Annotated in this window: 19 protein-coding genes and 2 pseudogenes; 13 read left to right on the top strand and 8 right to left on the bottom strand. The window is 76.5% G+C overall.

The genetic code is table 11. The annotated features are described in order from the left end of the window. Positions 1-73: 73 nt before the first annotated feature. Entirely contained in the window at positions 74-994 is a 921-nt protein-coding gene (locus ACZ7KX_RS34130; protein WP_470329865.1) for an MBL fold metallo-hydrolase, read from the bottom strand. A 194-nt stretch (positions 995-1188) separates the two neighbouring features. On the opposite strand from ACZ7KX_RS34130, the gene ACZ7KX_RS34125 reads away from it, so the two are divergent. Next, positions 1189-2190 carry an AraC family transcriptional regulator gene (locus ACZ7KX_RS34125; RefSeq protein WP_470329864.1) on the top strand — a complete coding sequence of 334 codons (1002 nt, stop codon included), beginning with the start codon at positions 1189-1191 and terminating at the stop codon, positions 2188-2190. Positions 2191-2239: 49 nt separating this feature from the next. On the opposite strand, the gene ACZ7KX_RS34120 is transcribed toward ACZ7KX_RS34125, so the two are convergent. Next, on the bottom strand, positions 2240-2650 hold the full coding sequence (locus tag ACZ7KX_RS34120) for a PPOX class F420-dependent oxidoreductase (RefSeq protein ID WP_470329863.1): 411 nt from the start codon (positions 2648-2650) through the stop codon (positions 2240-2242). A gap of 200 nt (positions 2651-2850) precedes the next feature. Here ACZ7KX_RS34120 and ACZ7KX_RS34115 point away from each other — a divergent pair, with 200 nt between their 5' ends. Beyond that, on the top strand, positions 2851-3303 hold the full coding sequence (locus ACZ7KX_RS34115) for an iron chaperone (RefSeq protein ID WP_402803733.1): 453 nt from the start codon (positions 2851-2853) through the stop codon (positions 3301-3303). Positions 3304-3337: 34 nt separating this feature from the next. Here the strand turns inward: ACZ7KX_RS34115 and ACZ7KX_RS34110 are convergent, their stop codons facing one another. Beyond that, the gene (locus ACZ7KX_RS34110) at positions 3338-6349 is read right to left on the bottom strand and encodes an ATP-binding protein (RefSeq protein WP_470329862.1); all 3012 of its coding nucleotides are present in this window, start codon (positions 6347-6349) and stop codon (positions 3338-3340) included. Between the two features lie 144 nt (positions 6350-6493). Between ACZ7KX_RS34110 and ACZ7KX_RS34105 the strand changes: the two are divergent. After that, a pseudogene (locus ACZ7KX_RS34105) lies at positions 6494-6820 on the top strand (VOC family protein); the annotation flags it as partial. A gap of 12 nt (positions 6821-6832) precedes the next feature. Then, entirely contained in the window at positions 6833-7297 is a 465-nt protein-coding gene (locus ACZ7KX_RS34100; protein WP_470329883.1) for a pyridoxamine 5'-phosphate oxidase family protein, read from the top strand. 106 nt (positions 7298-7403) lie between these two features. Here the strand turns inward: ACZ7KX_RS34100 and ACZ7KX_RS34095 are convergent, their stop codons facing one another. Next, entirely contained in the window at positions 7404-9596 is a 2193-nt protein-coding gene (locus ACZ7KX_RS34095; RefSeq protein WP_470329861.1) for an MMPL family transporter, read from the bottom strand. Positions 9597-9979: 383 nt separating this feature from the next. Between ACZ7KX_RS34095 and ACZ7KX_RS34090 the strand changes: the two genes are divergently transcribed. Continuing rightward, entirely contained in the window at positions 9980-11278 is a 1299-nt protein-coding gene (locus ACZ7KX_RS34090) for a sensor histidine kinase (RefSeq protein WP_470329860.1), read from the top strand. Continuing rightward, on the top strand, positions 11275-11967 hold the full coding sequence (locus ACZ7KX_RS34085) for a response regulator transcription factor (RefSeq protein WP_470329859.1): 693 nt from the start codon (positions 11275-11277) through the stop codon (positions 11965-11967). The genes ACZ7KX_RS34090 and ACZ7KX_RS34085 overlap by 4 nt, the downstream gene beginning before the upstream one ends. Before the next feature lie 67 nt (positions 11968-12034). On the opposite strand, the gene ACZ7KX_RS34080 is transcribed toward ACZ7KX_RS34085, so the two are convergent. Next, positions 12035-12868 (bottom strand): hypothetical protein, encoded by an 834-nt coding sequence (locus ACZ7KX_RS34080; protein WP_470329858.1) that lies wholly within the window; start codon positions 12866-12868, stop codon positions 12035-12037. Positions 12869-13338: 470 nt separating this feature from the next. Here ACZ7KX_RS34080 and ACZ7KX_RS34075 point away from each other — a divergent pair. Further along, a pseudogene (locus ACZ7KX_RS34075) lies at positions 13339-14113 on the top strand (SDR family NAD(P)-dependent oxidoreductase). A 50-nt stretch (positions 14114-14163) separates the two neighbouring features. Here the strand turns inward: ACZ7KX_RS34075 and ACZ7KX_RS34070 are convergent. Together ACZ7KX_RS34070 and ACZ7KX_RS34065 are read right to left on the bottom strand one after the other, a co-directional pair. Next, the gene (locus ACZ7KX_RS34070) at positions 14164-14895 is read right to left on the bottom strand and encodes a hypothetical protein (protein WP_470329857.1); all 732 of its coding nucleotides are present in this window, start codon (positions 14893-14895) and stop codon (positions 14164-14166) included. Positions 14896-15145: 250 nt separating this feature from the next. Then, on the bottom strand, positions 15146-15871 hold the full coding sequence (locus tag ACZ7KX_RS34065) for a hypothetical protein (RefSeq protein ID WP_470329856.1): 726 nt from the start codon (positions 15869-15871) through the stop codon (positions 15146-15148). 103 nt (positions 15872-15974) lie between these two features. On the opposite strand from ACZ7KX_RS34065, the gene ACZ7KX_RS34060 reads away from it, so the two are divergent. Then, positions 15975-16247: a hypothetical protein gene (locus ACZ7KX_RS34060; protein ID WP_470329855.1), complete on the top strand. Its 273-nt coding sequence runs from the start codon at positions 15975-15977 to the stop codon at positions 16245-16247. A 488-nt stretch (positions 16248-16735) separates the two neighbouring features. Here ACZ7KX_RS34060 and ACZ7KX_RS34055 read toward each other — a convergent pair whose 3' ends face one another. Then, complete coding sequence (locus tag ACZ7KX_RS34055) at positions 16736-17767, bottom strand: glycosyltransferase family 2 protein (protein ID WP_470329854.1); 1032 nt, start codon at positions 17765-17767, stop codon at positions 16736-16738. A 383-nt stretch (positions 17768-18150) separates the two neighbouring features. On the opposite strand from ACZ7KX_RS34055, the gene ACZ7KX_RS34050 reads away from it, so the two are divergent. The 5 genes from ACZ7KX_RS34050 (at position 18151) to ACZ7KX_RS34030 (ending at position 25192) form a co-directional block, all read left to right on the top strand. Further along, the gene (locus ACZ7KX_RS34050) at positions 18151-19767 is read left to right on the top strand and encodes an FAD-dependent monooxygenase (RefSeq protein WP_470329853.1); all 1617 of its coding nucleotides are present in this window, start codon (positions 18151-18153) and stop codon (positions 19765-19767) included. A 265-nt stretch (positions 19768-20032) separates the two neighbouring features. Further along, positions 20033-21112, top strand: a complete 1080-nt coding sequence (locus tag ACZ7KX_RS34045; RefSeq protein ID WP_470329852.1) for a methyltransferase domain-containing protein — start codon at positions 20033-20035, stop codon at positions 21110-21112. 271 nt (positions 21113-21383) lie between these two features. Then, a complete protein-coding gene (locus tag ACZ7KX_RS34040) occupies positions 21384-21584 on the top strand; it encodes a hypothetical protein (protein WP_396552166.1) in 201 nt (66 codons plus the stop codon). Positions 21585-21699: 115 nt separating this feature from the next. Beyond that, entirely contained in the window at positions 21700-23781 is a 2082-nt protein-coding gene (gene ligA, locus ACZ7KX_RS34035) for an NAD-dependent DNA ligase LigA (protein WP_470329882.1), read from the top strand. Positions 23782-23995: 214 nt separating this feature from the next. Next, the gene (locus tag ACZ7KX_RS34030; protein WP_470329851.1) at positions 23996-25192 is read left to right on the top strand and encodes a serine hydrolase domain-containing protein; all 1197 of its coding nucleotides are present in this window, start codon (positions 23996-23998) and stop codon (positions 25190-25192) included. Positions 25193-25216: the final 24 nt, after the last annotated feature.

The raw sequence follows: 25216 nt of genomic DNA, 5'->3' as shown, positions 1-25216 counted from the left end.
GGCCGCGAGGAGGACCGGCGGTGCCCGGCAGGGGCCCGCAGACCCGGTGCCCGGCGGGCACCGGGCCCGGCCGTCAGCGCGCCCAGTCGGCCGAGAACCCCGCCCCCGCGCGGCCGACCCGCGCCGCCCCCGCCCCCGCGAAGTGCGCCGGAATCACCAACTCCTTCTCCGTCGCCGCCCGTTCCAGCACCCGCAGCCGGCTGGCCGCCGCCTGCACCGGGTCCAGGCAGAAACAGCTACTGCAGCCGGGGTGCGCCAGCTGCACCGGCGAGTGCATCAAGTCCCCCACGAACACCGCCCGTTCACCTCCGGACTGCACCCGCAGCACGGACGAGCCCGGCGTGTGCCCCGGCGCCTCCTCCAGCACCAGCGCCGGGTCGATGCGCAGCGAACCCGACCACTCCTGCGCCTGCCCGGCCGCCAGCACCGGGGCCACGCTGTCCTCGAACACCTGGTGCCACTCCGCCCACCGCACCGCCTCCGCGGTGTCCTCGGCCCCCGCGGCGCCACCGCCGCGGGGGCCGTTCCCGGCGGCCGGGTCGAAGAACGCCCGGTCCGCCGCCGGCAGGTAGTACACGGCGTTGGGGAACGTCGGGACCCACGCCCCGCCCCGCTCCACCGTGTTCCACCCCACGTGGTCCGCGTGCAGGTGGGTGTTCACCACCGCGTCCACGTCCTCCGGCCGCACCCCCGCGGCGGCCAGAAGCTCCGGGAAGCGCCCTTCGAGCCGGTGGAACAGCGGCGTCGCCGGCCGCTCGCGCCCGTTGCCCACCCCCGTGTCCACCAGGACCGTCCGGCCGCCGCTGCGCACCACCCAGGTCTGCAGCGCGCCGATGTAGGCGCCGGAGGCCGGGTCGTAGTGCTCGGGCGCCAGGGCGGCGGCGCTCCAGGCCGGTTCGCCGAGCTCGGGCACGATCTCCGCGGCCGGCGCGAACGGCCCCTGGAACTCCAGCACCCGGATGATCTCCACGTCCCCCAGTACGATCCGCTCCACGGCTCGCCCCCTCCATCTGTCGTCCGTCGGTCCGGTGTTCGGTGTTCGGTCTTCGACCTTCGGCGTCCGACCTTCGGTGATGAGCCTAGGGAGGCCGGGTGAGCCGCTCAATGCGCCAGTGGCTCGCTCCGATACGCGAACGGCTCATCATCGGCGTCCCGGCGGAGGCGTTCGGGGGCGGTTACGATGGCCGGATGGACGTGGTCAGCGACGCGATCGCCGCCGTACGGGCGGGCCGGCCCGCCTCCAACCGGCTGCGCGTGGCGGGGCGTTGGGGCGCGCGCATCCCCCCCTACGCGGGCGCGGGCTTCCACGTGGTGCTGTCCGGCAGCTGCTGGCTGCTGGCCGACGGCGGCGAGCCGCTGCGGCTGGGCCCCGGTGACGCGGTGCTGCTGCCGCACGGCAGCGGACACGCCCTGTCCGACGGGGAGTTGACCGCCGCCCGGGCGGCGCGCCTGCCGGAGCTGGACTCCCTGCTCGGCCCCCGACGGCGCACCGGCGGCGGCCCGGCCACCGCCGGGGCGGACGCTGGCGGTGCTGATGCTTCCGGTGCCGGTGCGACCGGTGCGGGTGCTCCCGGTGCGGGTGCTCCCGGTGCGGCCGACCTGCTGTGCGGCAAGTACCGCCTCGACCACGGGCTCGGGCACCCGCTGATGCGCGAGCTGCCCGAGGTCGTCCACCTGCCCACCCGCACCGGCAAGCACCCTGAACTACGCGCCGCCGTCGACCTGTTGAGCACCGAACTGACCGCCGCCCGACCCGGCGGCGAACTCGCCGTACCGGGCCTGATCGACCTGCTGCTGGTCTACCTGGTGCGGGCCTGGACCACCCGGCGCGGCGCCGACGGCTGGGGCGCCGCACTGACCGACCCGGTGGTGGCGACCGCGCTCGCCGCCGTCCACGAGGACCCGGCCCACCCCTGGACGACCGAGACCCTGGCCACCCACGCCGGCGTCTCGCGCGCCACCCTCACCCGCCGCTTCACCACCCTCACCGGCCGCCCCCCGATGGCCTACCTCACCTGGTGGCGGATGACCCGCGCCGCGGGCCTGCTGCGCAACACCGCCGACCCGCTGGAAGCCGTCGCCCGCAAGGTCGGCTACGCCAGCCCCTACGCGCTCTCGCACGCCTTCGTCCGCCAGTTCGGCACCACCCCCGGCCGCTACCGCGCCGCCCGTACCGACCTCGTCGCCTGACCGCCCGCGGTGGCGGTCATGTGGTGGCGGCCGGTCAGGCGGCGACCGGTCAGGCGGTCGCGGTGCCGAGCACCTTGGTGGGGGTGATGCGGACGACGACGCGCAGGACCTCCGCCGGGAGGTCGAGGTACTCCTGGCCGGCACCGGGACCCTCGTACTGTTCGGCGAGGGCGACGGCGACGGCGCGGCCGGTGTCCTCGGTGACGGTGGCCAGGCCGCGTATCTCGACGTAGCGCAGCGGGTCGGCGGGGTCGTAGACGGTGAGGCCGGCCCGGGGGTCGCGGCGCAGGTTGCGTTCCTTGCGGCGCCCGGCGGCGGTGGAGACGAGCAGGTCGTCCCCGTCGCGGCCGATCCAGACCACCGAGGTCTGCGGGCCGCCGTCCGGGTTGAGGGTGGCGAGGACGGCGGGGATCGGCGCGTCGAGCAGGGCGCGGACGGAGTCGTTCAACGTGGTGGTCATCGGGCGAGGTTATCCGTCGTCAGGCCTGGTCCGCACCGGGGGCGGGCCGGGGTTTCGCCGTCCGTGGGTCGGCCGTCCGCGGGCCGCCGTCCGTGGTGCTTTCCGTGGTCAGCACGGAGGCGGTCCGTACAGCGGGCCCGGCACGATGTGATCACGGCGATCGGGTCCGACCGGAGCTGACAAGACGACAGGGGCTGACCATGACCAGCAGTGCGACCGACAGGCACGAGGGCTTCTCCGCCGAGGAGCGGGCGGCGATGAAGGACCACGCGCAGGAGTTGAAGAAGGCCGCGCGCAAGGCGTCCAAGGAGGAGAAGGCCGCCGAGGCGGAGCGTGACGTCCTCGCCAAGATCGCCGAGATGCAGGCGAGCGACCGGATCATGGCCGAGCGGCTGCACGCCATTGTCGCCGCCGTCGCCCCCGGCCTCGCGCCCAAGCTCTGGTACGGGATGCCCGCGTACGCGCTGGACGGCAAGGTGGTCTGTTTCTTCCAGAGCGCCGAGAAGTTCAAGTCCCGCTACGCCATGCTGGGTTTCAGCGACCAGGCGCAGCTGGACGAGGGGCCGATGTGGCCGGCCTACTACGCGCTGACCGAGGTGACGGCGGAGGTCGAGGAGCGGATCGCCGCCCTGGTGAAGCGCGCCGTCGGCTGACGCGTCGGCGGGCGGCCATCCGGCGGGCGGGCGGCTATCCGGCGGGCGGCGGGGCGAGGCCGAGGACGGCGAGTGCCGACCGGCCGGCGGGGCGGTGCTCGTCGCCGGCGAGCAGCAGGGTGCGCGCCGCCTGGTAGGGGCAGCCGGCCGCGTCGAAGGCCGCCGCGACGGCGGGCAGTCGAGCCGGGTCGCCGTCCAGCAGGGCTTGTGCCCGGTCGAGTTGGGCGGAGGCGACCGGGTTGCCGTCGACCACGGCGCGGGCCGCGGCGATCCGCTCGCGGGCGTCCGGGTGGCCGGCGAGCACCGAGGCCTCCGCCCGCAGGGCCACGTACCAGTGCAGCCAGACCCAGCAGACCCACTTCCACACCTGCTCCGGTTCCGGTGCCAGGCGGTCCAGGGCCGCCTGCGCGTCGCCGTGGTGGAGCAGGACGACGGCGTCGAACACCGCGCCGTGGCCGTGGCGGTGGTCCAGGACGGGGCCGGCCCGGTCCGCGACGGCGAGCCAGGCCGCCCGGGCGTCGTGGTCGCCGCGCAGCCCGTGGACCATCGCGACCGCCGCGGCGGCCGGGCCGAGCACGAACGACCGTGGCCGGCCGCCCCGTTCCCACGCGTCGAGGAACGTGGCGCCGCCCGGGAGCACCGCGTCGGCGCGGCCGGCGAACGCCTCGGTGACCAGGAGCCAGGACGTGGCGTGGTGGCCCGCCTCCGCCAGCAGCGGGTGCTCGGCGAGCTGTCCGCTCCACCGGCGGGCCTGCGCCAACTGCCCCACGCCGAGGGCGTTTCCGGCGGCCATGGCGAGGGCGTCCACCAGCTCGTGCGTCCCGGCCGGGGTGCAGGGCGCGCCTGCCAGGACGTCGATCCGGCGGCTCGCGGCGGCTGCGGCGCCGAACGGTTCGCCGGCCCAGCTGCGGGCGCCGGAGAGCGCGTCGAGGGCGGCGGACTCGGCGACCGGGTCCCCGGTGAGGCGGGCGAGTTCGACGGCGCGTTCGGCGTACCCGACCGTCTCGTGCGGAGTGTTGTCGGCGTCGCCCTGGACGGCGCCGTAGGCGTCCGCGACGACCGCGGCCTCGGCGAGGGCGACGGCCGCCCGCGCGGCCGGGTCCGCCGGGCCGGCCAGCTCCCTCGCCTTTGCGAGCAGGGAGTTCACCTCCGGCGTCCCGGGGATCCGGGCGAAGGTGCTGGAGAAGCGGTACGCCACGGTGGCGGCGGCGGCCAGGTCGCGGGCGGCGCCGGTGGTGTCGCCGGCCTGCAGGGCGGCCTCGGCGGCGGCGCGGTGCAGGCGGAACATGTCCTCGCCGCGTCTGCGGCAGCCGGCCACCCCCGCGGCCTCGCGCAGCGCGGCGGCGGGGGCGGGGGCGTCGCAGGTGGCATCTCCGGTGGCGGTGATGGTGCCGGTGGTGACGTCGGAGGTGTCCTCGGTCGGGCCGGCGAGTGCGGCGGCCTGTTCGAAGCGCTGCTGTGATTCGCCGAGCAGGTTGGCGTCGAAGGCGAGTGCGGCCAGGGCGAGGGCGAGCCGGCGGGCCGGTACCCGCTGCTCCGGCCGGTCGGCGGCCCAGGCGAGGGCGGCCCGGAGGTCTTCGGCCAGGGTGTCGAACCGGGCGCGCCGGGCCGGGCCGGCCGGGCGATCGGGATGGCCGGGGTGAGCGAGGTGACCGGGGTGGTCCCGATGGTCCGGCTGGTCCGGGTGGTCCGGGTGGTCCGGGTGGTGGCGTCCCGTCAGGGCGGTCGCGCCGGCCAGGCACCACGCCAGGTGGCGGGAGCGGACCTCGGCCGACTCCCCGGCCCCGTCGAGGCGTTCCGCCCCGTACTGCCGGATGGTCTCCAGCGCCTGGTAACGGGTGCCCGCCGCGTCGTGCGTCACGGCCAGCAGACTCTGCTCGGCGAGCCGGCCCAGCCCGTCGGCGACCTCGGCCGGATCCAACGGCGCGAACCCGGCCACCTCGGCCGCCGCGTGCGCGGTGAACGGCACGACGAAGGCCGACACCCGCCGCAGCAGCGCCCGGTCCCGGGGTTCGAGCAGGTCGTGGCTCCAGTCGAGCACCGCGCGCACCGACCGGTGCCGGCCGTCGGCGCGGGGGCCGCCGGCCAGGATCCGCAGCTGGTCGTCGAGGCCGGCCGTGAGGCCGTCGAGGCCGAGCGTGGGCCAGCGCGCCGCCGCCAGCTCGATCGCCAGCGCCATGCCGTCGAGCCGTTCGCACAGCGCCGCGACCTCGCCGAGCCGCTCCCGGTCCGGGGCCCGGCCGACGGCAACCGCCCGCGCCGTGAACAGGGCGACCGCGTCCGAGTCGCCGCCGCCGACCCGCGACAGCGGCGGGACCGCGAGGACCCGTTCGAAGGGCACCATCAGCCGGGCCCGGCTGGTCGCGAGCACCCGCACCCGCGGGCAGGCGGTGAGCAGCCGTTCCATGAACGGGGCCACGCCGTCGCGCACGTGCTCGCAGTTGTCCAGCACCAGCAGCGCCTCGCGGTCCGCCAGCGCGGCCACCACCGCGTCGTCGACGCCCCGGCCGGGCTGCTCGCCCGCGCCCACGGCCGCCGCCACCGCCGCACCCACCCGCTGCGGGTCGGTGACGGGGACGAGGTCGACGAACCGCACGCCGTCGGCGAAGCCGGCGGCCAGTTCGCCCGCCACGGCCAGCGCGAGCCGCGTCTTGCCGACCCCGCCCGGGCCGACCGCGGTCACCTGCCGGTGGGCCCGCAGCGCCTCGGCCAGCTCCGCGCGCTCGCGCGCCCGGCCGACGAACGCGGTCAGCGGCGCCGGGAGGACGGGGGCCGGTTGGGCGGGGGCCGGTTGGGCGGGGGCCGGTTGGGCGGGGGCCGGTTGGGCGGGGGCCGGGCTCGGCTGGTGGGCGACGGCGGGCGCGGTCGTGCTCCGGGCCAGCGCCCGGCGGTCCGGCAGCTCCAACTTGCGCAGCAGCGAGGAGACATGGGACTCGACCGTACGGACCGAGATGAACAGCTGCGCGGCGATCTCCGCGTTGCTGAGGTGGTCGCCGAGCAGCGCGAGCACGTCGGCTTCCCGGGGCGAGATCAGTGGAGTCGACACCGGCTCATTATCGGTGCCGGCCAACGGAGTTCCGTACCGGGTTCCGTGGTCGGCACGGAGGCGGCGCGCACCCCGGCCGGGCGAGGCTGTGACCACGGCGACCGGCCACCAGGGCCCGGTCGACCGCGACGAGAGGAGTGACCCGTGACCGGCTCCGCCACCCTCGGGATCAGGACCGTCCTGCACCCGGTGTCCGACCTGGCGGCGGCCAGGGCCGTGTACGCGGCCCTGCTCGGAACCCCGCCGCGCACCGACGAGCCGTACTACGTCGGCTTCGAGGCCGGCGGCCAGCACATCGGGCTGCTGCCGGCCGGCGGGCCGCAGGGTCTGACCGCGCCGCTGGCCCACTGGCACGTGCCGGACATCGGGGCCGCCGTGGCCGCGGTGACCGCCGCGGGCGCCACCGTGAAGGAGCCCGTGCACGACGTGGGCGGCGGACGGCTGGTGGCCACCCTCGTCGACCCGGACGGCAACCCGATCGGCCTGCTGCAGGAACCGGCGCGCGGTCCGCGCTCCCGCGCCGAGCGCCGCCGTGACACCGAACGCCGGCTCGCCGAGGACGTCGACCTCTGGCTCGCCAGCGCCTCGCCCGACGGCGCCCCGTACCTGGTGCCGCTGTCCTTCGACTGGGACGGCGGGGCGCTGCTGCTGGCGACGGTGGCGGACGGCCCGACCGGCCGCAACCTGGCCGCGGGCGGCACCGCCCGGCTGACCCTGGGGCACACCCGTGACGTGACGGTGGTCGAGGGCACGGTGGAGGTGCTGGCGATGGACGCCCTGCCCCGGGAGCGGGGCGACCGGTTCGCGGCGCGCACCGGTTTCGACCCGCGCGGGCTCGCTACGGCGTACCGCTGGTTCCTGGTCACCCCGCGCGTGGTCCAGGCCTGGCGCGAGGCGGACGAGCTGGCCGGCCGTGAGCTGATACGCGACGGGCGCTGGCTGGACTGACGGGCGGCCGGGCCGTCCGGGGCGGGGGGGTGAATGGGGGCGAGGGGGCGGGCAGGGCCCGCCCCCTCGTCGGTGCCGTGCCCCGCCGGTTCGGGGGCACCCGCTGTCAGGGCACCGGGATCCGGGCCGGCTCCGGGGCCCCGGCGGCCGTGCGGTCGTGGCGGGCGGTGCGGACGGGCCACCACAGGGCGCGGCCGAGCAGGGCGGCGACGGCGGGCACCAGGACCAGGGACAGGACGACGGCGGAGAGCAGGATGCCGAGCGTCATCGCGAAGGCGACCTGTTCGCTGCCCGGGGTGGTGGCCAGGCTGGCGAAGGAGCCGGCCAGGACCAGACCGGCGGTGGCGACGGCGGGCGCGGTGTGCCGCACGGCGCGGGCGACGGCCGCGCGGGCCGGGCCGGGGGTGCGCATCTCCTCGCGGATCCGGTCGGCGATGAGGATGTTGTAGTCGGTGCCCAGGGCCACGACGAACAGGAACAGCACCAGCGGGAGGGTGAAGCTGACACCCGGTTCGCCCAGTCCGTGCTGGAACAGCAGGGTGGCGGCGCCGAGGGTGGCGGCGAAGCCGAGCCCGACGGAGAGCATCAGGACCAGCGGGGCGAGCAGGCTGCGCAGGAGCAGCAGCAGGATCAGGGCGATCAGGGCGGCCGCGACCGGGAAGACGACCGCCAGGTCGTGGTCGACGGCGGTGGCGACGTCGGCGAAGATCGCCGCCGTGCCGCCGACGTGGGCGGTGGTCCCGGCGGGCGTGTGGGCGGCGACGGCGGCGCGCACCGGGCCGGAGGCCAGGTCGCGGGCGCGCTGGCTCTGCGGATCGGCCTTCAGGTAGAGGTCGATCCGGGCGGCGCGGTGGTCCGCGTTGAGGACGGTGGCGCCCACCGTGCCGACGCCGTCGACCCGGGCCACCGCCCGGGCGAGGTCGTCGAGCCGTCCGGTGGTGAGGGCGGTGCCGTCGGTGGCGAGGACGTAGACGCTCGTCGGGTCGGAGACGCCGGCCGGCAGGGTGCGGGAGATCTCGGCGGCGGTGACGGCGGCCGGGGTCTTCTCCCCTGCGCCGCCCACGCCGTAGTCCATCCGGATCCCGGCCGTCCCGGCGGTCAGGGCGCCGAGCAGGGCGACGGCGGCGAGCAGCATCGGCAGCGGGCGCCGGGCCACCAACGCGCCGAAGCGGGCGGCCAATCCCTCGCGCGGCTGCCGGCGCAGGCTGCGGGAGGGCCAGAACATCCCGCGGCCGCAGGCGGCGAGCAGGGCGGGCATCAGGGTGAGGCTGCCCAGCAGCATGACCAGGACGGCGACGGCGATGGCCGGGCCGAGCGAGCGGAACTGGCCGAAGCTCGCCACGCCGAGGGTGGCGAAGGCGGCGACGATGGTCAGCGCGGCCGAGGTGATCGCGGTGCCCACCCGGGCGCAGACCTGGGCGGCCGCCTCGCGGGCGGGCTGTTCGGGCCGGGCGCGCAGCTGCTCGCGGAAGCGGAAGAGCAGGAACAGCAGGTAGTCGACGCCGATGCCGAGCAGCACCACGCCGACCAGTCCGGGGGTGCCGGCGTCGAGCTTGAGGCCGGTCAGCATCGCGGCGCCGGCCACGGCACCCCCGGCCACTCCGCCGATGAAGGCGACCGCGAGCAGCGGCAGCAGGGCCGCGAGGACGCTGCGGAACACCAGCACGTTGAGCAGGACGATCAGCCCGACGACGAGTGCGCTGCCGACCGTCGCGGCGGTGCGGTTGGCGTCGGCGGTGTCGACGGAGTCGGCCAGTCCCCCGGTGAACCCGGTGCGCATCCCGGCCTCGGCGAACTGCGCCCGGGCGGTGTCCCGGAAGGTCCGGTAGACGCCCTGGACGCCCTCGTCGGCGGCGTTCCCGGTCAGTTCGACGGAGAGGAGTTCGAAGCCGCGGTCGGGGGCCACCATCGCGGGGGCGATCCGGGGGGTCTGCGAGCGGTCGGGGACGAGGAAGGCCGGGTCGTCCTTCTTCCGGGGCATGACGACCCGGCGCTGGGCGAGCTTCGCCGCCTCGGCCTCGATCCGCTGCTGGTCGGCGGCGGCGAGGGGCTTGCCGTCCGTCCTGGCCACCAGCACCGTGACCGTGGTGGCGTCGGGCCTCGCCCCGAAGTTCTCCTCGGCGATCCGCAGCGCGGCGGCCGAGTCGTAGCTGCGGGGCAGGAAGTCCCCGGTCTGGGACTGGGTGACGCGGGAGAGCAGCATCGGGCTCAACAGGGTCAGGGATATCCCCAGCACCACCCAGAGGGTGATCACCTTCCACGGGTTCCTGGTGGCGTATCCGGTCAGTGCGCGGATCACGAAAATCCTCCGGCGGTGGACGCGAGCGTCCGCAGGTCGGTCTCGGCTCCCGGGGGTCCCGGGGCGGCTCCGGGGGTTCCCGGACGGGTTCCAGACCATCACCCGGAGCGTGCCCCGGACGTCCTCGCGCGGGACGATCCGCACCGGGGCCCCGGGTCCCCGACCGGGGCCGGACCCGGGACCGTGGTCCTGGTCCGGGGCCGGCGATCGACCGTGGGGACCATGCGGGAGCAGGGTGGACCGATGCCAGAATGGCGTCATCGCAGCTGATCAGCGCCGGTCCGGGGCGGTCGTCCGGTGGCGGGCGGTCGTCCGGGTCGGCGGACGGTCGGTCGCCGGCGGCGGCGCGGGTACGGCAGGGAACGACACGGAGGGGAACGGACATGGGCGGGCTTCAGCGCCCCGCGGCGGACGCGGGGCACGGGGTGGACCCCGGCCGGGGGCCCGGCGCGGCGGACCCCTCGTCGGACGCCGACGGCGCTCCGTGGAGCAACACCGACGCGCTGGTGGCGGCCGCCGCCTGCACGATCGACCTGCTCGGCTACCTGGTGTTCAACGGGGAGAGCGTCGACCGGGAGGTGAGCCTGCCGGGCTTCCTCCTGGTCGCCCTGACGGCCCTGCCGCTGCTCGCCCGACGCAGGCGTCCGGTCGCGGCGCTGGCCGGTGTCCTGGTGCTGGGAACCGCGGCCGACCTGTCCGCACCACCGCCGAGCCCCCACTTCGGCGCCGTCCTGGCGGTCGCCCTGTACACGGTGGCCAGGGCCGTCCCCGTCGCGCGGACGGCGGTGGCCGTGGCGGTGGCGTCGGTGCTGACCGTGCTGGGCCAGAGCAACCTGCGCATGCCGACCTGGCAGGCCGCCGTCAGCGCGCCGGCCGCCGCCCTGCTGGCGGCCGGCGCCGGCGTCGCGATCGCGCGCTGGCAGCGGGAGGTGGAGGCCAACCGCGAGCTGCTGGCCGACCGTGCGGTGGCCGACGAACGCCGCCGCATCGCGCGGGAGTTGCACGACATCGTGGCGCACCACATCACCACCATGCAGCTGATGGCCGGCGGCGCCCGGGCCAACCTCGCCAACCCGGAGGTGGTCCGGGAGGCCCTGGTCACCCTGGAGTCCTCGGGGCGGCTGGCCCTGCGCGAGATGCGCCAGCTCCTGGACGTGCTGCGGGCCGGCGACGAGCCGGACGCCGGCCTGCCCTCGCCCCAGCCCGGGGCGGAGGACCTGGACCGGCTGGTCGCCGAGTCCCGCCTGGCCGGGCTGCCGACCGACATCGACGTCCACGGGCCCCGGCGCCCGCTGCCGCCGACCGTCGGCCTGACGGTGTTCCGGATCGTCCAGGAGGGCCTCACCAACGCCCGCAAGTACGCGGGGCCCGCCCGCGCGAGCGTGCTCCTGACGTACGGCGCGGACCGGGTCACCGTCGAGGTGCGCGACGACGGCGGGAGGGGCGGCGGAACGAACGGCCTCGACGGAGACACCGCGGCACCCGGCCGGGACACGGCGACGGGCGGGAGCCGGGGCGGGTACGGCCTGATCGGCATGCGCGAGCGCGTCGCCCTGCACGGCGGCACCCTGGAGGCCGGCCCGCGGTCGGAGGGCGGCTTCGCCGTGGTGGCCGAGCTGCCGCTGGCCCCGGAGGAGACGGCCGACGCGGCCGTCCAGCACGGCACGGCGGCGGCCCGGTGAGCGCGGCGGCACCGGGCATCAGGGTCCTCATCGCGGACGACCAGCCGCTGGTGCGGCGCGGCCTGTCGCTGATCCTCTCCCCCGACCCGTCCTTCGAGGTGGTGGGCGAGGCCGAGAACGGGGAGCAGGCCGTCGCCGCCGCCCGCCTGCTGCGCCCCGACGTCGTGGTGATGGACATCCGGATGCCCGTCCTGGACGGGGTCGACGCGACCCGCGAACTGGCCCGCGCCCTGCCCTCCTGCCGGGTCCTCGCCCTCAGCACCTTCGACATGGACGAGTACGTGGTGGCGGCGCTGCGCGCCGGCGCCCACGGGTTCCTGCCCAAGGACGTCTCGCCGGAGGAGCTGGGCGCGGCGATCCGCACCGTCCACACCGGCGAGGCGGTGGTCGCCCCGCGCCTGCTCACCCGGCTGATCTCCACCTACGTCCGGGCCCCCCTCGGCGCCCCGCCGCCCGTCGCCGACACCGGCGGGCTCACGCCCCGGGAGGTCGAGGTGTGGCGCCTGATGGCCACCGGCCTCGACAACGCCGAGATCTCCCGTGCCCTGGACATCAGCCTGTCGACGGTGAAGAACTACATCACCAGTATCTTCGGCAAGCTCGACGTCCGGGACCGCGCCCAGGCGGTCATCGCGGCCTACGAGTCCGGCCTGGTCACCGCCGGGGCGGGCGGCGGGCGGGCCGGGTAGCGGGCGGGGACCGGGGGCGGGCCCGGGCGGGGGGCGGGCCCGGGCGGGGGGCGGAGCCGGGCGGGGGCTACGGCGTCCGGCGTGTTCGGCGGACCGCCGCCCGGAAGGACATGCCCCGGTCGTGCCACATCATGCCCGTGGACGCGCCCAGGATGATCACCACGCCGATCGCGATGAAGAACGACATCAGGGTGAACACCACCCCGATCGGCCCGTACTCCTGCTCGTTGCCGATGACCATGCCCGAGAAGGTGAAGTGGAAGACGAGCAGCATGCCGATCCAGAACCCGCCGGTGGCGACCGCGCACGGCAGCAGCCGGCGCCAGGCGACACGCCCGCCCAGCAGGAACCACATCGTGAACCACCAGAACAGGACGCAGACGGCGACGCTGATGATCCACCACAGCACCGGCTGACTCGCGTGGAACGTGTGGCCCACCAGGGCGGCCAGAGCGAGCCAGCCCACCACCACGGCCAGCCAGACCAGCGCGCGCAGCCTGTCCCAGGCGTGCTTGGGCAGCTGGAAGACCCGCTGGTACAGCTGCTGGATCGAGACGGCGGCGGCGAGGCCGCCCCCGATGAAGAAGACCCACGACAGGCCTGTGACCGCCGAGGACGTGGTCGACGAGGAGGCGAACAGGTGGCCGACGTCGGCGGAGGCCTCCGGGCTCAGGCCCAGCCGCGACGTCAGCCCGGCCACCGCCGAGCGCCCGGCCAGGGCTGACACCACCAGCATGAACGGGACGGCGCACAGCAGCAGCGTGGCGGCCAGCACCATGGCCTGGCTGAGGAAGTCCACCGCGTCCAGCCGCCCCCACAGGTTCTCGGCCCAGGAGCCGAGGTACTTCGCCTTGCCCCACTCGGCCGCCCGCCGGGCCTGACGGGCCTGCCGGGAGGTCATCCGCTCGGGCACCCCCGGCGGCGGGGGCTGGGGATCTTCCCCGCGTGCCTCCCCGTGGGTGTCGGGGAGCGCGTCGGGGCGGGGGTCGGGGCGGGCGTCGCCGTGCTCACCCCTGTGCTCGCCCTCCGACTCTCCCGGTGTCCTGTCCCTCGCGTGCATGGTGCATCCTCCGGCGGCCGCGCCGACCCGTGGCCTGCCGGGACCCGTCACGCGGTGCGCCACGCGTGCCCGGGAGCCGCGGTCCTGTATTCACCGTCGCACGGCGGCCCCGCCTGCGCCCGGGCCGCACCTGACGGCGGCGGCGGGCGGGCCTCGGCGGGTGGGATCCGGGCGGGGTGGGATCCGGGCGGGGTGGGATCCGGGCGGGGTGGGAAGGCATGACCTCCGGTGCCGGGACGCACCGGGGACGGGCCCTGGTGCGCGGACAGTCGAGCCGTCCGAGGAGTCCGAGGAGTCCGAGGAGCCTGCGGATGTCGTCTTCACCGGGTGCGGTGGCCCTGGTCACCGGTGCCGCCGGCGGGATCGGACGGGCCGCGGCGCTGCGGCTGGCCCGGGCGGGGTGGACGGTGGCCGCGGTGGACGTGGACGCGGCCGGGCTCGACGCCCTGACCGCGGAGGCCGCCGGGGTGCGCCCGTTCGTCCGCGACGTCACCGACCGGTCGGCCGTCGCCGCCGTGGTCGGCGACATCGGCCGCGCGCTGGGCCCGCCCCGCCGACTGGTGCACTGCGCGGGCGATGTCGCCGACCACGGGGCGGCTGCTGGACCAGGACCCGGCGGACACCCTGCGCGTGATGCACGTCGTGTACGGCGGCACGCTCCACGTGGTCCGGGCGGTGGTGCCGGCCATGGCCGCGCGGGGCGGGCAGGTGGTGCTGTTCGGCTCCATCGCCGGCTGGGTGCCGGTGCCGATGGGCGGGGCGTACGGCGCGGCGAAGGCCGCGGTCCACTTCCTCGCCGAGACCGTCGCGGCCGAGCACCGCGGGGACGGGATCCGGGTGGTGTGCATCTGCCCGCCCGCGGTGGAGACCCCGATGCTGGACCGGATGCGCGCTGACTCCCCCGAACTGGTGGGCAACGTCCGGGGGTTGGACCCGGAGGTGGTCCTGGACTCGATGGACCGCGCCCTGGCCCGCGGACACCTGTGGGCCTTCCCCGGGCACGGCACCCGGGCGATGTGGACGGCCCGGCGCCTGGCACCCCGCCTCCTCGGCCGCACGATCGGCCGCCTCGTGGTCGGGAAGTGAGGCGGGACCGAGGCCGGAAGTGGGGCGGGATCGCCGCCGCGCGGGCCCGGTTAGCGGCCGACCGTCCTGGGGGCCTCCAGTTCGGTGTGGTGGACGGCGAAGCCGCCGCGCAGGACCGGGGCGAACGGGGCCGGGGCCATGCAGGTGCCGACCACCGGCTGGTAGGGCTTGCCGTCCGCACCCACGTCCATGTTGGCCACGCCCCAGGAGAACCCGAGGCGGGCGTCACCGTGGCCGCTGCCCTGGTAGATGCTCAGGCCTATTCGCTCGCCGGTGTTGCCGACGTCCGACCTGGTGACGACGGCGGTCAGCGTGGCGACCGGGCCGCCGGTGCTCAGGCAGTCCACCTGGGCCTCGGCGCTGTAGACCTTCCCGGTGTCGGCCTTGCGGTGGGAGTAGCGGACGGTGCCCCGGGCGTCGGTGGGCAGGCCTCCGGCCGCACCGGTGCCCGGGAAGCGGTGGGTGTACGGGGCCGCCAGGGCGTCGACGGTGAACCGGATCTCGTCGTCCGGGGAGAGGGCGTACGAGATCCGGGCCGTGCCGCTGACGCTCGCCGGGCGCCCGGACCGGCCCTCCTGCCGGGCGGACGGAGCGGTGGCGGACGCGGCGCCGGTGGCGGAGGCCGGGGCGACGCCCGTGAGCGCCACGAGCGCCAGCCCGGCCGCGGCGACGCCCCGCGCGGCACGGGCACCGGCACGGGCACCGGCACGGGCGCGGGCACAGGCGCGGGCACAGGCGCGGGCAGAGGCGCGGCTGCGGATGCGGGTACGAATGCGGAACACGGTGGGCTTCCCTCCCTCCGACGGCCCGGGCGGCCGCCGTCTCGATGTCCCCAAGCGTGGCCGCCGCACCCCCTCGCGCACATGTGCCGATCGGCATAAAAGTCCTGCTCTCCGCGGGTGTTGTGCCCTGCCGATCGGCAGGGCACCCCGTGGTGCAGTGCACCGATCCTGCGAGTCGGCGGCGCGGAGCGGTGTCGCTGCACGGGAAGTCGGCCGGTCCGACTTCCCGTGCGCGGGCCGGGCGGCCCCGTCAGCGTCCTCGCCACCACCGGCGGCGCGGCGCCTCCGCCGGGGCGGGAGCGGCCGGGACGGGGCCGTCGCCGGATGCACCGCCATCGGATGCGGGGCCGCCGTCGGGTGCGGGGCCGGAGAACGGGGGCAGGGCCCGGAAGCGGTCGTCGAGCACCGCGCTCGCGCCGACCCGGGCCAGCGTCTGCCGGACCAGGGTCAGCGGGTGGGTGGGGAAGTGGGCGTCCCACTCCGGGAGGTCGGCCACGTGGTACGGCAGCGGACCGCGCAGGTCGGGGTCGTAGGGGTGGGGGCGGACGTAGGCGTCGAAGCCGACCCGGTCGGCGACCACCGCCTCGCGCATGCCGCTGACCGGGCCTTCGGCGGCCTGCACCTTCAGCACCACGCTGCACCGGTCGCGCGGCACCGTCCACGCCCCGATGAAGACCTGCCCGCGGCCGGTCGCCCTGGGCACCTTGACGAGCTGCCACAGGCCCGGCACCCCGCCCAGGTCGCGCACCTGCGCCTCGATCAGCGCGGCCCCGCTCCGCGCGGTGTGGCGGGCCAGTCCGCGCAGCAGCCGCTCGCCCGCGTCGAGCGGGGCCACCAGGTCCGGCACGAGCGCGAAGTCGTGGACGGACAGGACCACCCCCTGCGGGTCGTCCCACACCCGGTCTCCGCCCCCGGTGCCGCTCCCGTCCTCGCGTGGGACGAAGCCGGCCAGATCCAAGCTGATGATCGCACTCATGGCGGTCATCCTCCCGCCCCCGACCGCCCGGCAGCACGTCCTTTGCCCCGCGCACGGCTGCGCCCGGTGATCTCCGCCGGTGCGCAGGCGGGAGAATGGACGGGTGACCGACAGTCAGCTCCCCCGAGGCATCACCGCCCTCATCCCCGGCGCCCCCACCCCGCCCACGCCCGGCGAGCGCGCGGCGTCGCAGCTCCTCCACCTGCGCACCGCCGAGGTGCCCCTCCCGCTCCTGGCCGCGGCCGTGGAGCTGATCGCCCCGCAGCTGGAGAGCGAGGACCCGGTCACCCGCGAGGCCGCCGCCGACGTACGCGCCCGGCTGCTCGCCGCGCTCGACGCCGCCGGGCCGCGCACCGCACGACCGGGCAGCGCCTGACCGGACGGCGCACGACCGCGCACCGCACGACCGCGCACCGCCTGACCGGACGGCGCACGACCGCGCACCGCACGACCGGGCACCGCCTGACCGGACGGCGCACGACCGGGCACCGCACGACCGGACGGCGGCCGGGGCTCCCCCGGGTCAGCCGTGGCGCAGCGGGCCGACGATCTCGTCGAGCAGCCACCGCGCCACGCCCGGCGGGCAGGGGCTGCGCAGGCCGAGGACGAGGTGGGTGAAGCCCGCGGCGATCAGTTCGGCGAGGACGGCCCGGTCCCGGGCCGGGTCGTCGCAGGAGACGGTGCACGGAGCGGGTGATCGTGCGCGGGTCGCGGCCGATCGCGGCGCAGTGGGCGTCGAGGACGCGGCTGCGTTCGCGGACGTGGTCGACGGTGTTGTGGGGCGGGCCGGGGATGTTCCAGGTGTGGAGCAGGACGGGCGGTAGCCGTTCCGGCCTGGCGCCGGCCCCGGGTGGCGGCCCGGTGTCAGCTCCGGGTGGCGACCTGGCGGGTGCGGCGGGCGAGGCGGTGCAGGCGCTGGACGGCGACGAAGCGGTGCATCCGGTCGGCCAGCGTCAGGCGGTACTTGAGCCGCAGCCGGCTGCCCAGGGCGGCCAGCCGCTCGGGGCCGATGGCCCGCAGCAGTCGGCTGACGTGCTGCTGGTAGGCCTCCCGGTAGGCGCGGTCGCCGTCCGGGACGGACCAGAAGAACATCGGGATCTCCTCGACCAGGCAGTTGTGGTCGTAGGCGCGCAGGTGCTCGGCGAACTCCGGCTCGGGGCGGGCGAGCAGCCATTCCCGGACCAGTTCCATCGAGCGGACCCGGTCGACCACGCCGCGCGGGTCGGTCTTCTTCTGGGTGATGGACAGGTCGCCGTCCTCGCGCACCCGCCAGTGGTAGATCGGCTCGGCGAGCACGTCGACCCGCTCGGCGAGGAAGTGGTGGGGCACGCTGACCGGGGCGTCCTCGTACAGGATGCCTTCGGGGTAGAGGATGCCCGCGGCGTCGAAGAAGGAGCGCCGGTAGACCTTGTTCCAGGCGGTGCGGTCGGTGACCAGGGCGGGCACCTCGCTGACGTGGGTGCGCAGCCGGGTCTCGCGGAAGGCGCGGCGGTGGCCGTGCGAGGGGGTGAGGCCGCTGGTGCGCAGGCGCAGCGCGTTGCCGGTGACGAAGTCGGATCCGGTCTCGTCCAGCATGCTGATCATCAGCTGGTAGGCGTGCGGCGGCAGGGTGTCGTCGCTGTCGACGAAGGCCAGGTACTCGGTGCCGGGGGTCAGGTGGCGCCAGCCGGTGTTGCGGGCGGCGCCGAGGCCCTGGTTCTCCTGGCGGACCAGGCGGAAGCGCGGGTCGCGGCCGGCGTACTCCTCGGCGATGGCGGGGCCGCCGTCGGTGGAGCCGTCGTCGACCAGGACGCATTCGAAGTCCGCGAAGGTCTGGGCCGCGATCGAGTCGAGGCACTCCCCGAGGTAGCGCTCGACGTTGTAGATCGGGACGACGACGGACAGGCGGGGGGCCATCGGGCGGCCTTTCCTCAGGTGCGGACGCGCGCCGGACGGGGCCGGGCGGATACGCACCGCCGACGGCCGATCACCGGCAGTGGCCCGAATGTAGGGACCGTACGAGAACGTTGGGCGAACGGTAGGTGTCGTAGAGGCTGCGGATCTGTGGAGCGGACGTGCCCGGCGTCAACCGTTCGCAAACCATCAGCACCCGTACGGGGGGCCTGCCCGTCGGCCCCGGGCCCGGCCCGCACGCCGGTCCCGGGCCCCGAACCCGCACGCCGGACCCGCACGCCGCGGCCGCCGGGACGTCCCACGGCCTCCGCCGGGCGGGACGCCGGGGCGGAGGGCAGCCTGGGAGGACGGCGGCACCGCCGGTGCCGGGCAGCCGAGGAGCGGGCATGGACGACACCGACGTACTGGTCGTGGGCGCCGGCCCGGTCGGCCTGACCGCGGCCGCGGAGCTGTGCCGGCGCGGCGTGCGCTGCCGGGTCGTCGACCGGCTGGACGCCCCGCAGCCCTACGCCAAGGCGGTGGGGATCCAGCCCCGCACCCTGGAGCTCTGGGACGCGATGGGGCTGGTGGGCCGGGTCCTGGACGAGGCGGTGCCGCTGCTGGGCCAGCTCGCCTTCGTCGACGGCGAACCCGGCCCGCGCCTCGACCTCGACCTGCCCGCCGAGGTGCCGTACCGCTTCGCCGCGCTGCCCCAGGACACCACCGAGCGGCTGCTCGCCGAGCACCTGGCCGGGTGCGGCGGCACCGTCGAGCGGGGCACCGAGGTGCTCGGCCTGGAGCAGGACGACGAGGTCGTGCGCGTCACCCTGGCCACGCCCGCGGGGCCGCGCGAGCTGACCGCCCGCTGGGTCGTGGGCTGCGACGGCGCCCACAGCACGGTGCGCCACGCCGCCGGGATCGGCTTCGGCGGCGACGCCTTCCCCGAGCAGTACATGCTCGGCGACGTCGAGCTCGACTGGGACCTGCCGCCCGGCTACGTCGTGCGTTCGACCCGCCGGACCGCCGACGGCGGCACCGACGCGCTGGTGTGCGTCCCGCTGCCCGGGCGCGGCCGCTACCGGGTGTCCATGAACGTCCCGCCCGAGCTCGCCACCGCCCCCGCCGCCGGGGTCGCGCACGGGCTGGAGGGCGGCCGCGCCCCCGAACTGCGGCACATCCAGCAGGTCCTGGACCGCCTCTCCCCGCGGCCCGCCACCGCCTCCGCGCTGCGCTGGTCCTCGGTGTTCCGGATCAGCCACCGCCTCGCCGACCGCTACCGCGCCGGGCGCCTGCTGCTGGCCGGCGACGCCGCCCACATCCACCCGCCCACCGGCGCCCAGGGCATGAACACCGGCATCCAGGACGCCTGGAACCTCGCCTGGAAGCTCGCCCTGACCGTCCGCGGCGCCGCCACCGACACCCTCCTCGACAGCTACCAGGCCGAGCGCCACCCCGTCGGCGAGGAGGTCGTCTCCCGCACCGTGCGCCACGCCCGCGCGGGCTTCGACAGCGACCCCGAGGACCCCGCCACCCCGGTCCTGCGCGAGGCCCAGCTCCTGGTCGGCTACCGCGACGGCCCGCTGACCGAGCCCGCCCCGGGCACCCGCCCCGCCCCCGGCGACCGCGCCCCGGACTGCGCCGGCCTCACCCGCCCCCTGACCGCCTACCCGCAGCGCCTGCACGAACTGCTGCGCGGCACCCGCCACACCCTGCTGCTCGCCGCGGGCCCCACCACCGACGCGCAGACCCTGCACACCTGCGCGGCCGCCGCCCACGCCGCCGCCCACGGCCTGCTCGACGTGTACGCCGTCCTCGCCCAGGGATCCCCCGCCTCCCCGGCGGTGGCCGACGGCCTGCGCCTGCCCGTCGTCCGCGACACCGGCGCCGCCTTCCACGCCGCCTACCGGCCCGGCGACGGCGAGGCCCTGCTCATCCGCCCCGACGGCTACCTCGCCGCCCGCCTGCCCGCCGCCGACCCGGCCCGCCTGGTGGCCCACCTGCGCCGCACCTTCGCCCCGGTCTGAGCAGCCGCCGGGGCGGATCCCGGCGCGGTGACAGGACCGGACGCCACGGTGATCGTCGTGCAGCTTCGATACCGCTTCCGCGTGTACCCGAGTGCTGGTCAGCGTGCTTCGTCGGCAGTCCCGCAAGGACAGCCGGCAGGCGGTCCGCTTCACCGCCCACGCCGGGTGGAGGATCACCGACAGCAAGAAACTGCGCCTACCGAAGGTCGGTGACGTGCGGGTGGAGTGGTCACGGTCGCCGCCATCGGCGCCGTCCACGGTGACCGTGGTCAAGGATGCTGCCGGGCGTTACTTCGCCTCCTTCGTGGTCGAGACCGATCCGGGCGCCGACCTCCGGCGGATGCCCGAGGCCGATGCCACGGTCGGCACCGGCCTGGGTCTCGCCCACTTCGCCGTACTCTCGGACGGCCGGAAGATCCACAGTCCGCGATTCCTCGCCGCCCGGCCCGGGCGGGAGGCGGGTGCCCGGCACGACGGCCGGGGCGCGGCACGGACGGTGTCCGTACGGCTGCCTATAGTGAGCGCCATGAACGACCCGGGCCCCACCTCGGCCTTCCACGCGGCCAACGCCGATCCCGCGCTCACCGGCCGCCTGGTCGCCGCGCTGGACGTCCAGGCCGCCGCGGCCGGGGTGCGGCGGCTGCGCGAGTGGGCGCACGCGCAGCTGGCCGCGCGTCCCGGCGACCGGGCGCTGGACGTCGGCTGCGGCACCGGCTCGGAGACCGTGGTGCTCGCGGCGGCGGTCGCCCCGGACGGCACCGCGACCGGACTCGAACCCCACCCCGGGCTGCGCGCCGTCGCCGAGCGGCGCGCAGCCGAGGCCGGCAGTGCGGCCCGGTTCCTGGACGGCGACGCGCTCGCGCTGCCGCTGCCCGACGCCGGGGTGGACGCGGTCCGGTGCGAGCGCGTCCTGCAGCACCTGGACGACCCGGCGCGGGCCGTCGCGGAGATCGCCCGGGTGCTGCGCCCGGGCGGCCGGGTGGCCCTGCTCGACACCGACTGGTCCACCTTCGTCCTGCACCCGGCCGACCCGGAGGTCCGCCCCGCGCTGGCCGCCGTCGCCCTGGCCACCGCCGCCACCCCGGACGCCGGGCGCCGCCTGACGGGCTGGCTGGCCGCGGCGGGCCTGACCGTCGACGCGCTCGGCGCCGACGTCCTGCTGCACGACCCCCGCTCCGTCAGCCGGCCGATCGTCCTCGGGCTCGCCGACGCGGCCGCCGGGCGGGGCCTGATCACCGGGGCGCAGCGCGACCGGCTCCTGGCCGGTCTGGAGGAGGCCGCCGGGCAGGGCGCCTTCCACCTGTCGGTGACGATGTTCGCCGCCGTCGCGCACAAGCCGCGCTGAGCGCCCCGCCGTCGCGCACAAGCCGCGCCGAGCGCCCCGCCGTCGCGCACGAGCCGCGCCGAGCGCCCCGCTGACGGCCCTGCTCCCCCGCAACCGCTGACGGCCCGGATCCCCGGTCCGCGGGCGACCCGGCTGCCCCGGTCCTCGGGCCGCCCGGGGGGCGGTTTCACCCGGACGGAGTAACTTGGTCGTACTCCACCCGCCACGGTCCGGCCGCGGGAACGACCATCGAAGGACCGTGCGTACGGGCACCAGCGATGAGGTGATGGACATGCGCGAACCGATGAACGAGGGCGTGCCGGAGTCGGCGTCCGGGATGCAGCGGCAGCTCTACAGCGGAGGGGAGCGTCCCTTCGACCCCGAGGACCTCGTGATGGCGTCGGGCCGCGACGTCACGCCCAGCCGGCTCGAATGGGCGCGGCAGGAGATCGAGCGCAAGGGCGCCGCCGCCCTGGAGCGCTACCTCCCCTGATCCGACCCCGCCCGGAGGACCGGCCGCCCCGCCGGGCCCTCCGGGCGGGAGCCGGGGGCGCGCAGGGCCGGTCGGACACCTGTTCCAGCGTCGGTTGTCAGTGCCGGCGGCGATGATGCCGTCCATGAACGACGCCGCTCTGCTCACCCCCGGCGACTACGCCGACGCCGTTGCCACCGCCGTCCGGGCGGCCGCCGCCTACTACACCGACGGCGCCACGCCGCTCGGCGACGACGAGTACGACGCCCTGCTGCGCGCCGTCGCGGCCTACGAGGAGGCGCACCCGGGCGAGGTGCTGGCGGACTCCCCCACCGGGAAGGTCGCCGGCGGCGCGGTCGGGGGCGACGTGCCGCACAGCGTGCCGATGCTGTCGCTGGACAACGTCTTCTCGGCGGAGGAGCTGGCGGACTGGGCGGCCGGGCTGGAGCGCCGCCTGGGCCGTCCGGTGGCCGCGTGGTGCGTGGAGCCCAAGCTGGACGGGCTGGCGGTGGCCGCCCGTTACCGCGCCGGGCGTCTGGAGCGGCTGATCACCCGCGGCGACGGCCTCGCGGGCGAGGACATCAGCCACGCCGCCGACGCCGTGCTGGGCCTGCCCGCCGCACTCGCCGAGCCGGTCGACGTCGAGCTGCGCGGGGAGGTCCTGCTCACCCGCGAGCAGTTCGAGCACGCCAACGAGGTGCGCACCGCCCACGGCGCCGTCCCCTTCGCCAACCCGCGCAACGGCGCGGCCGGCACCCTGCGCGCCAAGGACCGCCCGTACCGCATCGAGCTGACCTTCTTCGGCTACGGCGCGGTCGGCCTCGACGAGGGCCTCACCCACAGCGCCCTGCTGGAGCGCCTGGCCGCCCTCGGGGCCAACACCGCCGCCACCACCGCCGCCCGCCCGGCGCGCTGCGCGACGCTGGAGGAGGCCCGGCAGCGGATCGACGAGATCGCCGCGCTCCGCGCCGAGCTGCCGTTCGGCATCGACGGCGTCGTGGTCAAGGCCGACGCCGCGGCGGACCGGCAGGAGGCGGGGTCCGGCTCCCGCGCGCCGCGCTGGGCCGTGGCCCGCAAGCTCGCCGCCGAGCACAAGGTCACCCGTCTGCTCGACGTCGAGTGGAACGTCGGGCGCACCGGCATCATCGCCCCGCGCGCCGTCCTGGAGCCGGTCGTCATCGACGGCGTGACCGTCACCTACGCCACGCTCCACAACCCGGCCGACATCACCCGCCGCGGGCTGATGCTCGGCGACCGGGTGTTCGTCTACCGCGCCGGCGACGTCATCCCGCGCGTCGAGGCGCCGCTGGTCGAGGAGCGCACCGGCGAGGAGCGGCCGATCGTCTTCCCCGAGGCCTGCCCGCGCTGCGGGGACGCCATCGACACCGGCGAGCAGCGCTGGCGCTGCGCCCGGGGGCGCAACTGCCAGGCCGTCGCCTCGGTGATCTACGCGGCCGGCCGCGACCAGCTCGACATCGAGGGCCTGGGCGGCACCCGCGCCGTCCAGCTCGTCGAGTCCGGCCTGGTCGCCGACGTCGCCGACCTGTTCTCGCTCACCCGCGAGCAGTTGCTCGGCCTGGAGCGGATGGGTGACACCAGCACCGACAACCTGCTCGCCGCGATCGAGACCGCCCGCACGCAGCCCCTCAACCGGGTGTTCTGCGCGCTCGGCGTGCGCGGCACCGGGCGCACCATGTCCCGCCGGATCGCCGCCCACTTCGGTTCGATGGCCGCGATCCGCGCCGCGGACGCCGAGACGCTGGCGCTGGTGGACGGCATCGGCCCGGAGAAGGCCCGGGTCGTCGTCGCCGAACTCGCCGAGCTCGCACCGCTGCTGGACCGCCTCGCGGCCCGGGGCGTGGGCACCGCCGTCAGCGCGCCGCAGGCTCCGGCCGTGCCGGGCCCGGCCGGCGGGGGCGCGGCGCAGGAGGGCCCGGCGGAGGAGGGCGCGGCGCAGGCCGGGCCGCTCGCGGGCGAGGCCGTCGTCGTCACCGGCAGCATGACCGGCGTGCTCGCCGCGCTGTCCCGCAACGAGATGAACGAGCTGATCGAGCGCGCCGGGGGCAAGGCGTCCTCGTCGGTCTCCAAGCGCACCACCCTGCTGGTCGCGGGCGAGAAGGCCGGCTCCAAGCGGGCCAGGGCCGAGGAGCTCGGCATCCGCATCGTCACCCCCGACGACTTCGCCGTCCTCGTCGCCGACCACCTGCCCGAGGGCTGACGGGACGAGCGGACGGGCCTCGCCCTCGGCGCCCCGCCCGCCTGACGGGCCGGCGGACGGCCCCGGGCGGGCGGGGGCTCGGCTGGGCGGGTCACGGGGGGCCCGGGGCCGTTTCCCCGGGCTGCCGGCGGGTGATCCCTTGCGGCCAGAGCGGCGGGCCGTTGCCGTCGCCGAGTCGTCCGAGTCACCCGAGTCGCCGTCCGGAGGCCCCGCCGTGTCCCTGTGCTCCCACCGCCCGTCACCTGCCCGCCGTTCGCCGCTGCGCCGCCGTCCCGGGCGGGCGGTCGCCGCCCTGGTCACCGCCGCGCTGGCGCTGGCACCCGCCGGGCCCGCCGCGGCCGGGCCCCGCGACGACGACGACCTCGCGCTGCGGGCCCGGCTGCAGGAACTGGTGGACCGTCCGGACGGCCCGCCCGGCGCCATCGCGGTGCTGCGCGACGGCGAGCGGGTGCGGGTGTTCCGGGCGGGGGTGGCCGAGGTCGGCACCGGCCGCCCGCCCCGGCCCGGCGACCACATGCGCCTGGCCAGCGCGGCGAAGGCGTTCAGCGGCGCGGTCGCACTGCGCCTGGTCGACTGCGGGCTGCTCGCCCTGGACGACACGATCGCCGAGCGGCTGCCCTCGCTGCCCGCCGCCTGGGGCGCGGTGACGCTGGGCCAGCTGCTGCACCACACCAGCGGGTTGCCGGACTACAGCGACGCGCCGGCGTTCGTCGACCTGATCCGCGCCGACCCGCACCACGTGTTCGACTCCCGGCACCTGCTGGACTTCGTCGCCGACCGGGACCTGGAGTTCGCGCCCGGCTCCCGCTACCACTACTCCAACTCCGACAACATCGCCGTCGCCCTGATGGCCGAGGCCGTGACCGGGCAGCGCTACGAGGACCTGCTGGACGCCGAGGTCTACCGGCCGCTGGGCCTCACCCGGACCAGCCTGCCCTCCGGCTACGAGCTGCCCGCACCGTACCTGCACGGCTACGCCGTCCAGCCGGGTGAGCCGCCGGAGGACGTCAGCACCCTGTTCGGCGCCTCGGGAGCCTGGGCGTCGGGCGGATTGGTGTCCACGCCGAGGGACTTCAGCGTGTTCGCGGCCGGGTACGCGGGCGGCCCGCTGATCAGCGAGGCGACCCGCCGCCGGCAGCGGGCCTTCGTCGAGGGCGCCTCCGAGCCGGCCGGCCCGGGGGCCAACCGCGCCGGGCTGGCGATCTTCGAGTACACCACCCGGTGCGGCGTGGTGTACGGGCACACGGGCAACACCGCGGGCTACACGCAGTTCGGCGCGGGCACCGCGGACGGGCGGCGCAGCGTCACCGTCTCCGTCACCACGCAGGTCAACGAGAGGGTCGCCCCGGACCTGCTGGCCCACCTGCGGGCGGTCGAGGAGGACTTCGTCTGCGCCCTGCCGGCCGGCTGAGGGCGGCGGGCCGGGTCGCAGCAG

Source organism: Kitasatospora sp. NPDC038210, from assembly GCF_055600605.1.
The sequence above is the reverse complement of the archived record's forward strand: the minus strand, read 5'-3'. Positions and strand labels throughout refer to the sequence as shown.